At 42.3% G+C, this 12,633-nt stretch carries 12 protein-coding genes; 9 read left to right on the top strand and 3 right to left on the bottom strand.

Annotated elements, in window-relative coordinates; translation table 11 throughout:
• On the bottom strand, window positions 1-657 hold the full coding sequence (locus VM932_RS15105) for a CBS domain-containing protein (RefSeq protein ID WP_326279848.1): 657 nt from the start codon (window positions 655-657) through the stop codon (window positions 1-3).
• An 86-nt stretch (window positions 658-743) separates the two neighbouring features.
• Between VM932_RS15105 and VM932_RS15100 the strand changes: the two genes are divergently transcribed.
• From VM932_RS15100 to clpX, 7 genes are all read left to right on the top strand, one after another.
• Window positions 744-1,460 carry a pyridoxine 5'-phosphate synthase gene (locus VM932_RS15100; protein WP_326279846.1) on the top strand — a complete coding sequence of 239 codons (717 nt, stop codon included), beginning with the start codon at window positions 744-746 and terminating at the stop codon, window positions 1,458-1,460.
• Complete coding sequence (locus VM932_RS15095) at window positions 1,460-2,230, top strand: alpha/beta fold hydrolase (RefSeq protein ID WP_326279845.1); 771 nt, start codon at window positions 1,460-1,462, stop codon at window positions 2,228-2,230. Before VM932_RS15100 ends, VM932_RS15095 begins: the two co-directional genes overlap by 1 nt.
• Window positions 2,231-2,366: 136 nt before the next feature.
• Window positions 2,367-3,869 carry an SGNH/GDSL hydrolase family protein gene (locus VM932_RS15090; protein WP_326279843.1) on the top strand — a complete coding sequence of 501 codons (1,503 nt, stop codon included), beginning with the start codon at window positions 2,367-2,369 and terminating at the stop codon, window positions 3,867-3,869.
• Between the two features lie 74 nt (window positions 3,870-3,943).
• On the top strand, window positions 3,944-4,288 hold the full coding sequence (locus tag VM932_RS15085) for a phage holin family protein (protein ID WP_326279841.1): 345 nt from the start codon (window positions 3,944-3,946) through the stop codon (window positions 4,286-4,288).
• Window positions 4,289-4,387: 99 nt separating this feature from the next.
• Window positions 4,388-5,710 carry a trigger factor gene (gene tig, locus VM932_RS15080; protein WP_326279839.1) on the top strand — a complete coding sequence of 441 codons (1,323 nt, stop codon included), beginning with the start codon at window positions 4,388-4,390 and terminating at the stop codon, window positions 5,708-5,710.
• Window positions 5,711-5,800: 90 nt separating this feature from the next.
• On the top strand, window positions 5,801-6,478 hold the full coding sequence (gene clpP / locus VM932_RS15075; RefSeq protein ID WP_014033236.1) for an ATP-dependent Clp endopeptidase proteolytic subunit ClpP: 678 nt from the start codon (window positions 5,801-5,803) through the stop codon (window positions 6,476-6,478).
• Window positions 6,479-6,716: 238 nt separating this feature from the next.
• Complete coding sequence (gene clpX, locus VM932_RS15070) at window positions 6,717-7,952, top strand: ATP-dependent Clp protease ATP-binding subunit ClpX (protein WP_326279837.1); 1,236 nt, start codon at window positions 6,717-6,719, stop codon at window positions 7,950-7,952.
• A 1-nt stretch (window position 7,953) separates the two neighbouring features.
• Here the strand turns inward: clpX and VM932_RS15065 are convergent, their stop codons facing one another.
• Complete coding sequence (locus tag VM932_RS15065) at window positions 7,954-8,496, bottom strand: hypothetical protein (RefSeq protein ID WP_326279834.1); 543 nt, start codon at window positions 8,494-8,496, stop codon at window positions 7,954-7,956.
• Window positions 8,497-8,671: 175 nt separating this feature from the next.
• Entirely contained in the window at window positions 8,672-10,186 is a 1,515-nt protein-coding gene (locus VM932_RS15060; protein ID WP_326279833.1) for a GH3 auxin-responsive promoter family protein, read from the bottom strand.
• Between the two features lie 98 nt (window positions 10,187-10,284).
• On the opposite strand from VM932_RS15060, the gene VM932_RS15055 reads away from it, so the two are divergent.
• Together VM932_RS15055 and VM932_RS15050 are read left to right on the top strand one after the other, a co-directional pair.
• On the top strand, window positions 10,285-11,079 hold the full coding sequence (locus VM932_RS15055) for a DUF2797 domain-containing protein (protein WP_326279832.1): 795 nt from the start codon (window positions 10,285-10,287) through the stop codon (window positions 11,077-11,079).
• Between the two features lie 193 nt (window positions 11,080-11,272).
• Window positions 11,273-12,607 carry a YfcC family protein gene (locus VM932_RS15050; protein WP_326279830.1) on the top strand — a complete coding sequence of 445 codons (1,335 nt, stop codon included), beginning with the start codon at window positions 11,273-11,275 and terminating at the stop codon, window positions 12,605-12,607.
• Window positions 12,608-12,633: the final 26 nt, after the last annotated feature.

Here is a 12,633-nt window from a genome sequence, read left to right as displayed (position 1 = left end):
TTAAACGTTAAGATATTTTTCTAGATAATCGGAACGCTGCTTCAAATCTTCCAAGAACTGGTCGTCGCTGTTCCCGTAGACAATGGTGTAGTTATATCTTCTAAAAGTCTGCGCCACTTCGTTTAAACTTTGTGTGCCAACTTTTAAGGTAATCTCTATAATATCGTTCTCGGACGCTGTAATAAAGGCACCCAACAATCGGGCATTGTTGCCCTCCACGATTTGGGCTATCTCACTGAAAGAATAATCCTTGATTCCAATGGACACCACCAAAATGGCACCTGGTTCCCTAAAAAAAGGCGTGTCGATAAACATATCCACCGCATCTTCAAGATCGTAATACCCAATAATCAAACGGTCTGCATCCAAAACGGGCAATACATTGGCCTCGTTTCTCGAGAACATTTCCAGCACATCCAACCAAGCAGTTTCCTTGGTCACAAAAAAGCTCTCCATTTCCAACCGAAAGTCATCAATCTTCCTTTTAGGTTCAAAACAAGCAAGGTCGTTCTCCGAGAGCAATCCCAAATATGTACCATTTTCGGTAACCCCAACATGGGAAAATGTAGTCTCTTCGAAAAACTTGATTACATCCTTCAATGTTTCCGACACTTCAAAAACGGGAACTGTATTGATTATTTTATCTTGAATGTTCATAACACTTCTATTAGGTGCAAAATACTAATTTAAAATGGCAAAAGGCATGCCGAATTCTTATTTTTGACAATCTAAAAAAGAAGCACATGACAAAGTTGAGTGTCAACATAAATAAACTGGCTACATTACGAAATTCCAGAGGAGGCAACGTGCCCAATCTGATTACTTCCACCAAGGACATCGAATCTTTCGGCGCCCAGGGCATCACCATACATCCGCGACCCGATGAACGCCACATTCGCTACCAAGATGCCCGGGATTTAAAAAAGGTGGTGACCACGGAATTTAATATCGAGGGCAACCCTATTCCAAAGTTTATTGATTTAGTCCTCGAAGTAAAGCCCACACAGGTTACCTTGGTACCCGATGCCGAAGATGCGATCACCTCCAACGCTGGCTGGGACACCATAAAGCACAAAGATTTCTTGGTAGACGTGATCAAGACTTTTAAAGAGAACGGTATCCGGACCTCCATTTTTGTGGATCCCGATGCAGCCATGGTAAAAGCGGCTGCGGAAACCGGTACCGACCGAGTGGAACTCTACACAGAAAGTTTTGCCCACGAATTTACCAAAGGTAATAAGGAAAAAAGCGTCGCTCACTTTGTAAAAGCTGCCGAAATGGCCCAACAGGTTGGCCTTGGTCTCAACGCAGGGCACGATCTTAGTTTGGACAATATCAAATTTTTCAAGGAACACATCCCACACCTTTTGGAGGTTTCCATTGGGCACGCTTTAATCTGCGAGTCCATATATTTGGGGCTCGAAAATGTAGTGAACATGTACTTACACCGATTAAAATAATGGAGATACTGCATTCGAAAATATTGGGCAAAGGACAACCTTTCATCATTTTACATGGATTTTTGGGCATGTCCGACAATTGGAAGACACTTGGTTCCCAATATTCCGAAAATGGCCTCGAAGTCCATTTGATAGATCAACGGAACCACGGAAAAAGTTTTCATTCCGAAGCGTTCAATTACGATCTATTGAGTGATGATGTCATCAACTACATGGATCATCACAATTTGGAATCCGCATACCTGATGGGCCATTCCATGGGTGGCAAAACCGCCATGCAACTGGCCACTTCGCATCCAGAAAGGGTGACTAAATTAATTGTTGCCGATATTGCCCCAAAATATTATCCTCCACATCACGATTTTATTTTCAACGGGCTCTCCCATTTGGATTTTGATACAATATCCGATCGTAGGGAAGCGGATGATGAGCTATCAAAATATATTAAGGAAAAAGGCATTCGACTGTTTTTGCTCAAAAACCTGCATTGGGTCGAAAAGGAAAAACTAGGGTTCCGTTTCAATTTTGATGTGCTTAAAGAACGTATGGAGGAAATTGGCGAAAACATAACCCCCAATGCCATTTATGACGGTCCAACCCTGTTTTTGCGCGGCGACCGTTCGGAGTACATCCAACCCAACGACTTTGCCGAAATCAAAAGACACTTCCCCAATGCCCAAATTGAAACCATTGATAAGGCTGGACATTGGCTGCATGCAGAAAACCCAAAACAGTTTTACGAAAAGAGTTTCAAGTTTCTGAATTCTTAAAATCCATCCCTTTTTATTATGCATGCATAATTTTTTCACCCATTTAATTGTCTGTATGACAAATTTGATATAGATTTGGTTAGTTCTGGTCTTACCATTACAATTAACATAAACTAACTATTACAGATTATTTGATATGAAAAAGTTTTATGCCCTACTCCCATTTCTAGGCTTATTCTTGATTGCATGCGAAGATGACACCCCTATAAACGAAACACCGGGTCCAGAACCCGTGGAATATACTTCAGGAACAGCAGATTTCTCCAATTACGTAGCCGTGGGAAACTCATTGACCGCCGGTTTCTCGGACAATGCTTTGTTTGAGGATGGACAAAAAGCGTCTTTCCCCAATATGCTGGCAGCCAACTTTGCCTTAGCGGGAGGCGGGAGTTTTGAAATCCCTTTTATGGCGGATAATTTAGGTGGAATGACACTTGGGGGCACACCAATAGCAGGCAATAGATTGATTCTATCCTTTTTGGGCGAAAGTCCGAGCCCCGTTCCCGTTGAAGGACAAGGCTCTACTGATGTAGCCGTTAAATTGCCTGGCACATACAACAACATGGGGGTTCCCGGCGCCAAAAGTTACGAACTGTTGGCCCCAGGATACGGCAGCGTAACAGGCGTGGCCAATGGAACAGCAAATCCATACTTTGCGCGGTTCTCATCTTCAGAATCGGCAACGGTAATCGGGGATGCCGCAGCACAGGGCGCAACATTTTTCACACTTTGGACAGGCTCCAACGATATTTTATTGTATGCCACAGGAGGGGGTACAGGAATTGACCAAACTGGCAACCTTGACCCAAGTACCTATTCCAGAAACGATATTACAGACCCTAATGTTTTTGCAGGCGCACTTGATGCTATGTTGCAAGCAATGACAGCAAATGGTGCTGATGGTGCCATTGCCAATTTGCCCAATGTAACAGACATACCTTACTTTACCACCGTACCTCACAACCCTATTCCCTTGGATGAGGCCACAGCTGCCTTTTTGAACAGTGCAGAAGCCTATGGCGCCTATAATGCCGGCTTGGCCCAATTGCAACAATTAAATATTATAACTGAGGATGAGTTGGCAGAAAGAACCATCTCTTTTGCTCCTGGTGAAGGAAATGCAGTAGTAATCATTGATGAAGACTTAACGGATTTAACAGCATACAATCCTGCACTGACCAATATGAGGCAAGCCACTGAAGAAGACCTTTTGGTGCTTACCGCAAGAACACATATCGGCACACTTGCAGACCCGAACAACCCAACATCAATCAATGGAGTTGCCGTTCCTTTGGCAGATAAATGGGTGTTGACGACCGATGAGCAAGATCTTGTGGAAACAGCACTTGAATCATACAACCAAACCATTGCAGGTTTGGCCGCAGCCTACGACCTTGCCCTTGTGGATGCCAATGCATTGTTGAACGAGTTAAAAGAAAATGGATTCCAACAGGCCGATGGAAGCATTGTGGATGCAACATTTGCAACAGGGGGTGGGTTTTCCTTGGATGGTGTTCATCCGGCACCAAGAGGTTACGCCATTGTGGCCAATGCCTTTATAGAGGCCATCAACGCAAAATACAATTCTAATCTCCCCGGTGTTAATCCTTTGGATTACACTGGTTTGTATATTGACTAAACAAACATTATTTTCTTTATCTTAAAGGCACCGAAACTCGGTGCCTTTTTTTATTTACAAAATCAATTGAACCCATGAAACTAATCCTAAGACTTTTACTGAACGCCCTAGCAGTTGTAATACTAAGCTACGTATTGCCCGGAGTGGGCGTAGATTCCATGGTGACCGCAATTATCGTAGCCGTTGTGCTCAGTCTGCTCAATTTTTTGGTGAAACCCATATTGATTATTCTTACCCTGCCCATCACCATACTCACTTTAGGGCTCTTCCTCTTGGTGATCAATGCCATAATCATACTCTTGGCAGCCAATTTAATTGACGGCTTCCATGTGGCCAGTTTTTGGTGGGCCATTCTATTTAGTCTGCTGCTCGCATTTTTACAAGCCATTTTGCAATCCATTTTAAAGGAAGACCAATAGAAATCATTTTGTTTGAAAGTCAACGGTTTAAAAAGTTGTCAGCATCACAAAAAAGCATTAGTTTTGCATCCCATTTTTAGAAAGCAAATTAGGTAGGAAATGAATATAACCAAAGAGCAGATTGACGATCTTAATGCAGTTGTAAAGGTTGCCATAAGCAAAGAAGACTATCAAGACAAAGTAGAAAAAATCCTAAAGGATTATAGAAAACAAGCCAATATCCCAGGCTTTAGAAAAGGCCAGGTTCCGATGGGGCTTATCAAAAAGCAGTACGGCAAGGCTGTTTTGGTGGATGAAGTGAACAAACTGCTTCAAGACAATCTGAACAAATACCTTACCGAAGAAAAGTTGGATGTTTTGGGCAATCCTCTTCCAAAACAACAGGACAATTTTGATTGGGACAGGGACAATCTCGATTTTGAATTTGAATTGGGATTGGCACCGAGCTTTGATGTCAATTTAAAGACAAAAAAAGCGGTGACCCAATATAAAATCGTGGCCGACAAAAAAATGATCGAGGAGCAAGTGGAACGTATTCAAAAGCAATACGGAAAATTGATTTCCAAGACCGAAGTGGGCAAAACCGATGAAGTAACCGGTTTCTTTGCCAACGAAGAAGAGGAAATCGATCACAAGGCCACCATCGAAATGGATAAGATCAAGAGCAAAAAAGCTGTTGATGCACTCGTTGGAAAAAAAGTTGGTGACACCGTTACCCTTTCCACAAAAGGGCTTTTCAAGGAAGACTACCTCCTATCCGGCGCCTTGGGCATTGCCCGTGACAAGGCGGACGGCCTAAAAGTCGACGTTACCTTCACCATTGAAGAAATAAACGAGAGAGAACCAGCTGCTTTGGACCAAGAGCTTTTTGATAAATTGTTCGGAGAAGGAAAAGTAACCTCCGAAAAAGAGTTGAAGGATAAAATCAAAGAAGATTCAGAAAAACAATTCGAACAACAATCCGACCAAAAATTGTTGAACGACATTACCGAAAAATTGATCGACGAAACCAAATTTGAACTTCCTTCCGAGTTCTTGAAAAAATGGATCCAGATCAGTGGGGAAAATCCATTGACCGAAGATGAGGCCAAAGAGGAGTTCGAAAAATCGGAAAAAGGACTTCGCTACCAATTGATCGAGGGTAAGATCATACAAGAAAACGAACTTCAGGTCCAGTTTGATGAATTGAAGGAATTCGCCAAAGGATTCATTAAATCGCAAATGGCCCAATACGGCCACATGGATCCCAAAGAAGAGGAATTGGAGAGTGTGGCAGCCAGAGTGATGAGCAATCAAGACGAGGTGAAAAGACTATCCGAACAATTGATGAGCCAAAAACTTTTGGACCTTTATAAGGAAAAGGCCAACCTTAAGGTGAAGGAAGTATCTTATGACGACTTCATCAAGGAAGCATACAGCTAAGGCTTCGCTAAAAGAAAATTAAGTATCTTTACGGTGCCGGAAAGCTAATTTTTCGGCACCTTTTTTTTAAGATAAATCGAGTCAAATCCTATGGATTACGGAAAAGAATTTAAAAAATACGCCACCCAGCATCATGGCATAAACAGCATGTACTATGACAAGCTCATGAGTACCATGTACCCCATGAACATGACGCCAAACATCATCGAAGAAAGGCAAATGAACGCAGTTGCCATGGATGTTTTCTCCAGATTGATGATGGACAGGATCATTTTTATGGGCACGGGCATCAACGATCAGGTGGCCAATATTGTACAGGCACAGTTGCTTTTCTTGGAAAGCGCTGACGCCTCTAAGGATATTCAAATCTATATCAACTCCCCGGGCGGAAGTGTGTATGCAGGTTTGGGCATTTATGACACCATGCAGTTTATAAAGCCGGATGTAGCCACCATTTGTACCGGTATTGCGGCATCCATGGCAGCCGTGCTGCTTTGTGCGGGACACGAAGGCAAACGCAGTGGATTGCCCCATTCCAGGGTAATGATCCACCAACCGCTTTCCGGAGCGCAGGGTCAGGCCAGTGATATCGAAATTGCAGCCCAAGAAGTGCTTAAGATCAAAAATGAGCTTTACGAGATCATTTCCAAGCATTCGGGCCAATCCTTCGATAAGGTATATGAAGACAGCGACCGCGATTTCTGGATGAAGGCTCCAGAGGCCAAAGCGTATGGAATGATCGACGAAATATTAGTGAGAGAAAAGTAGGAATCCCTACAATTGATTAAAAAACAAACTGATTGTCCGCAATCAATCATTTAAACAAAAGTTGTCAGGTCAATCGCAGTAGAGAACTCATTTTCAGTGCGTTGAGTCAAATAACTTCTCGACTGCGTTCGAAGTGACAGGGCAACATGATTGATTATGGATGTTCAATAAAAACAGCCACTTAACGTAGAACAAATCCATTTTTTTTTCGTTATTGTTGGTTGAAGATTAAAATTATATGGCAAAGGAAAATTTGGAATGTTCTTTCTGTGGTAGAAAAAAGCCGGAGACCAATTTATTGATCGCCGGACTCGATGCGCATATTTGCGATAGATGTATTGAGCAAGCCCATAGTATTGTAGCCGAAGAATCCAAGCAATCAAAAAACCAAGATCTATCCTCCGAACTGGTCTTAAAAAAACCTATGGAGATCCATGATTTCTTGGATACATTCGTAATAGGACAAGAAAGAACCAAGAAGGTAATGTCCGTAGCAGTTTATAACCACTACAAAAGATTGTTGCAGCCCAAGGGCAAGGATGATGATATCGAAATCCAAAAAAGCAATATTATTATGGTGGGGCAAACCGGAACCGGTAAAACCCTTATAGCCAAGACCATTGCCAAAATGCTCAATGTACCCCTTGCCATTGTAGATGCCACAGTTTTAACGGAGGCCGGTTACGTTGGTGAAGATGTGGAAAGTATTTTGACCCGCTTGCTACAAGCTGCAGACTACAATTTGGAAAAAGCGGAACGCGGTATTGTTTTTATTGATGAAATAGACAAGATTGCCAGGAAAAGCGATAACCCGTCCATTACCCGCGATGTGTCCGGGGAAGGGGTTCAACAAGGGCTTTTAAAACTTTTGGAAGGCACCACTGTCAACGTTCCACCTAAAGGTGGCCGTAAACACCCCGACCAAAAATTCATAGAGGTAAACACCGAAAACATCCTTTTTGTTGCAGGTGGCGCCTTTGATGGAATAGAACGTATCATTACCAAACGTTTGAACATGCAAGCTGTTGGGTATAGTGCTTCCAAAGCAGATGAAAACTTGGACCAAGAAAATATCCTTCAGTATATAATACCTAAAGACTTGAAGGAGTTTGGTCTTATTCCTGAAATTATCGGAAGGCTCCCTGTGCTCACCCACATGAACCCATTGGACTCCAAAACGCTTCGTGCCATTTTAACAGAGCCGAAAAATGCCATCATAAAGCAGTACGAAAAACTGTTTGCCATGGATGACATCAAGTTTACCATTACCGATCACGCCTTGGACTATATTGTTGAAAAAGCCGTGGAGTACAAGCTTGGTGCCCGGGGCTTGCGCTCTCTTTGCGAAGCCGTGTTCACCGATGCCATGTTCTCCCTACCCAGTAGTGAGGAAACGGAGTTTAAGGTAACAAAAGGATATGCCGAGAAAAAGCTCTCTTACGAAACAGTGAAAAAATTAAAAGCAGTCTCTTAATTTAGACTGCTTTTTTAGTAACATTCTCCAATAGTTCCAAACTAATTTCCGAGATAATTTTCTCATCGGAATAAAGGGTGTGCCCAAAATTGGGAACAATCCTTAGATTGGTACCAACACTTTTGGCCCACTTTAACCCGGGCTTGGATTTATCGCACTCTCCGTAAATCAATTGCACATCGGTGGGTGCTGTTTGTTCTTCTGCTTCAATGCCAACAGCGGAAATAGCGGTAATCGTTTTTGTTGGCAAGCCCATTAACGAAGCTTTGTAAATAACCGTTGCTCCCATACCAAAAGCTAAATAATGCGCTGGTTGGGTTTCCTTTTTGATCAGGTTGTATACCGCCCTTTGAATTCCATTTTCCTTGAAGGCCCTGTCTATATTTTCCTCTGAGGAAATAGAAACATCAATATTGCCCAATTGTTGACAATCGTAAAAGACAATATCGTAGTACTGTTGAAGATAACCAAAATAAGAGGCTATCCAAAGTCCCTTTTTGGATCCCCATTTGTCTGAAATTATAACAAGCTTTTCTTCTGCCATGATTTTTAATGGTTTTGTGTTTACAAAATGATTTGATAGGGGGAATTTCATCAATAAACGTTGCAAATCCTCTTTTATTTGTTCAAAAGAAAAAATTCCACGGTGAACGGTCCAAATTTACGAAAACGTTTTCGTAAGCCTTGGATGAACGTCATTTTTTTACGGTAAACTGCTCTTATTGCACATTCATTTGGAGAAGCTCCTCGATACAGTTCCTCTCATTGGACAATCTTGGAATTTTGTGTTGGCCACCCAGCTTGTTCTGGGACTTGAGCCACTGATGGAACAAATTCTTACGCGCTACATGTACTTTCGGCATCTTTAAGGTGATGTTGTTATAGCGCTTGGCCTCATAGTCCGAGTTCAGGGATTTAAGGGCATTGTCCAGCATTTCGGTAAAATAGGCAATACTCTTCGGTGGTTTTCTAAACTCTATCATCCACTCATGTGCGCCTTTTTCCTTGCCCGTCATAAAAATGGGGGCGGCGGTATAATCCACTATCTCTGCCGCTGTCTTTAAACAAACCTGCTTTAAGGCTTCCTCTGCATTTTCTATGATCAACTCTTCGCCAAATACATTGATATGGTGTTTGGTACGGCCTGTGATCTTGATGCGGTACGGGTTTTTGGAAGTAAATCGTATGGTGTCGCCGATTTTATAGCGCCATAAGCCTGCATTGGTGGTGATGACCATGGCATAATTAACCCCCTGTTGAACGTCCCAAAGCGGAATGGCCTCTTCTCCTTCCCCATTGGAATCCATCGGTATAAACTCATAGAAAATCCCATAATCCAACATCAGCAAAAGCTCATCGGAGTTGTTTTGATCTTGGATACCGAAGAACCCTTCGGATGCATTATAGGTTTCGTAATAATTGAACCTTTTTCTGGGCAAGAGTTTTTTATACTGGTTCTTATAGGGCGTAAAACTTACCCCTCCGTGAAAATACACCTCCAAATTTTCCCAAATCTCGAACAAGTGGTTTTTTCCTGTTTTCTCCAAAACCTGATTGAGCAATACCAACATCCAAGACGGCACGCCGACCAAACTGGTCACATTCTCACGGATGCTTTCCTCGATAATGGCCTCCAGTTTGGATTCCCATTCGGTCATAAGGGAAACCTTGTTGCTCGGCGTACTACTGTATTCCGCCCAAAGGGGCATATTATCGATTAATATGGCAGAGAGATCGCCAAAAAAAGTCCCGTTATCCTCGTAAAGTTCCTTGCTGCCGCCCAATCTTAAACTTTTCCCTGTAAATAATTGAGAGTTTTCATTGTTGTTGAGGTACAGGCACAACAAGTCCTTGCTCGATTTGTAATGGCAATCCTCCAAGGCCTCGGTACTTACGGGAATAAACTTGCTCTTTGCATTGGTGGTCCCGCTGCTTTTGGCAAACCATTTAATGGAAGTGGGCCAAAACAGGTTCTGCTCGCCCCTACGTGTACGCTCAATAAGCGGGGCAACATCTTCGTAGGTTACAATAGGTACCCTATTCCGGAATTCATCATACTTGGGAAGGTCTTGAAACCCATATTGTTTGCCGATCACCGTATCTTTGGAAAAGTCCAAAAGCTGGTGCAGCACCTCATTCTGAACATCCAAAGGGTACTTTAAAAAAAGCTCTATTTGATGGTAGCGCTTTCTCAATAACCAAGAAGCAATGGAATTGAATAATGGTATTGGCATTTTAGGTATCTTTAACCAAAGAAACTAAGGTTGGTCCAACCGCTAAAATAGCTTTTCTAACACTCATTTTCAAATAAGATAAATACATTCATTTTAATATGGTATACGAAGGAGTACTGAGAAAGATGCGAACGGAAATTGGAAATCCCATTCAATATTTTTTGGTTTTTGAGAACGACTTTATCAATATGAATCAAGGTTTGAACAAGGAACTTCAGATAGATTTTATCAAATTTCAATGTTTAAACTGTGGTGAGGACAAACCTATTTATCGACAGGGGTTTTGTAAGTCCTGTTTTTTTGAAACGCCCCGTGCCGGCGATTGGATTATGAAACCTGAACTGAGTACGGCCCATTTGGACAAAGAGGACCGAGACCTTGAGTTTGAAAAAAAGATGCAGCTACAGCCACACATTGTGTATTTGGCCAATTCCAGTAACATTAAGGTTGGGGTTACCCGTAAATCGCAGGTGCCAACCCGATGGATAGACCAAGGGGCTCACGAGGCCATCGAAATTGTAGAGGTTCCCAACCGTTATTTGGCAGGGATTACCGAGGTTGCCCTCAAAGACCATGTGAGCGACAAGACCAGCTGGCAAAAAATGCTCAAAAATGATATTGAGGATGTGGATTTGGTAGCGTGGCGCAACAAGTTAAAGGCAAGCATCCCAGATGAGGCCATTGCTTATTTTTTGGATGATAAAGAAGAGACCCATTTGGAGTTTCCCGTGCTGCAATATCCTGAAAAGGTAAAAAGCCTTAATTTGGACAAAACCCCAAGCTATAAAGGCGTGCTTAAGGGCATTAAGGGGCAATACCTCATTTTTGAGGACAATACAGTATTCAATGTTAGGGGTAGCGAGGGTTATTATGTAGGGATCGCCTTCAAATAATCCCAGACTTTCCAATTTGAATCCTTAATGTTCGGGGGATATACTTTCCCATTAAAAATAAATCCCTGATTATGGGTGTTTTACGATAAAAACACCTATTTTAAAGAAATATTTCGCTCCCACGTTGTTGATCATGGTTAGGTTTTTAGGGCGTCAACAATATGCCTTTACCATTCTAACCAACACCACCAACATGAAAAACTTTCCCAACGCCTTTGTTATCCTCCTAGGTGTAATTCTCCTGGTTTGGATACTCACTTACACCATACCGCAAGGGACTTACGAAAGAATAGTTGATTCGGAAACCGGTATTACTCGTGTGGTCAATGACTCGTACCAACAAATAGACACAGATAGCCCATCCTTTTTTGACCTTATAGTTTCCATACCTAAGGGAATAGCGGACCGTGCCGAACTAATTGTTCTCATTCTCTTGATCGGAGGCTGTTTTTATATTATTGAAAAAACAGAAACCTTTAATCAAGGATTGGCAAAACTGGTTTCATCCCTAAAGGGAAAAGAAAATTTGGCCCTTGTAATGCTTGCCGGGCTATTTACAGCAGGCGGAGCAACCATTGGTTTACAAGAAGAAGTAGTGGCCCTAGTCCCAATTTTGCTTTTGTTCGGTAAAAGTTTGGGCCACAACGCTTTTACCATGATTTTTGCCAGCTATGGTTCCACTGTAGTTGGTAGTTCCTTTGGCCCCTCTAACCCCTTTGGGATTATCATTGCACAAAAAGAAGCTGCCTTACCTCTTTTGTCGGGGAGTTCTTTACGGCTCGTAGCACTCTTTATCGCCTTTGCCGTCTGGTCGGCTTACCTTCTCTATTACGCCAAAAGAAATAGGGTTGAAAAAGTAAAAATGGCCACGGAAAACACCTCGATGAATCTTCGCAACAAAATAATTCTATCGTTGTTGACCCTTACGTTTACCCTTGTTGTTTTTGGGATAATCCGATTTGATTGGGGCTTTAGCGAAATGTCGGGCTGCTTTTTTGCACTAGGTATACTCTCTGGGCTTATTGCGAAAATGGGGTGGAACAAAACTGGCGAAACCTATGTCGCAGGGATGAAAGAAATGGTTTTTGCTTGTATCATTATAGGATTGGCCAACAGCATTTCTATCCTGTTGAAAGATGGAATGATCATGGATACCATTGTTTATGGTTTATTTGGACCTTTACAATACCTTCCTCCAGCGGCTTCTGGAGTTCTTATGATGGTTTCACACTCCCTTTTACATTTTCCCGTTCCCAGCTATTCCGGGCAAGCGGTTTTAACCATGCCCATATTGGTACCGCTTTCGGATTTAATAGGGTTATCTAGACAAGTTTGCGTGTTGGCCTTTCAATATGGGGCCATTATGTCCGATATGATCGTACCCACCAATGGCGCATTAATGGCCATAATCGCGATTGCCAAAATCCCATACGACAAATGGTTGAAATTTGCACTTAAACCCACTTTGCTCATGCTTTTGATTGGGGCATTGACCATAATATTTGCTGTAGCCACAGGCTATAATTAGCCCCATTAAATTTACACCGAAGCTGA

The sequence above is a fragment of the Flagellimonas halotolerans genome, assembly GCF_035818535.1.
GTDB classification, from domain to species: domain Bacteria; phylum Bacteroidota; class Bacteroidia; order Flavobacteriales; family Flavobacteriaceae; genus Flagellimonas; species Flagellimonas halotolerans.
This window is presented reverse-complemented; position numbering and strand designations above follow the sequence as displayed.

Bases quoted from the DNA above. Each gene is read 5' to 3' on its own strand.
- VM932_RS15105 (WP_326279848.1), bottom strand. From the start codon at position 657: ATGAACATTCAAGATAAAATAATCAATACAGTTCCCGTTTTTGAAGTG.
- VM932_RS15100 (WP_326279846.1), top strand. From the start codon at position 744: ATGACAAAGTTGAGTGTCAACATAAATAAACTGGCTACATTACGAAAT.
- VM932_RS15095 (WP_326279845.1), top strand. From the start codon at position 1,460: ATGGAGATACTGCATTCGAAAATATTGGGCAAAGGACAACCTTTCATC.
- VM932_RS15090 (WP_326279843.1), top strand. From the start codon at position 2,367: ATGAAAAAGTTTTATGCCCTACTCCCATTTCTAGGCTTATTCTTGATT.
- VM932_RS15085 (WP_326279841.1), top strand. From the start codon at position 3,944: ATGAAACTAATCCTAAGACTTTTACTGAACGCCCTAGCAGTTGTAATA.
- tig (WP_326279839.1), top strand. From the start codon at position 4,388: ATGAATATAACCAAAGAGCAGATTGACGATCTTAATGCAGTTGTAAAG.
- clpP (WP_014033236.1), top strand. From the start codon at position 5,801: ATGGATTACGGAAAAGAATTTAAAAAATACGCCACCCAGCATCATGGC.
- clpX (WP_326279837.1), top strand. From the start codon at position 6,717: ATGGCAAAGGAAAATTTGGAATGTTCTTTCTGTGGTAGAAAAAAGCCG.
- VM932_RS15065 (WP_326279834.1), bottom strand. From the start codon at position 8,496: ATGGCAGAAGAAAAGCTTGTTATAATTTCAGACAAATGGGGATCCAAA.
- VM932_RS15060 (WP_326279833.1), bottom strand. From the start codon at position 10,186: ATGCCAATACCATTATTCAATTCCATTGCTTCTTGGTTATTGAGAAAG.
- VM932_RS15055 (WP_326279832.1), top strand. From the start codon at position 10,285: ATGGTATACGAAGGAGTACTGAGAAAGATGCGAACGGAAATTGGAAAT.
- VM932_RS15050 (WP_326279830.1), top strand. From the start codon at position 11,273: ATGAAAAACTTTCCCAACGCCTTTGTTATCCTCCTAGGTGTAATTCTC.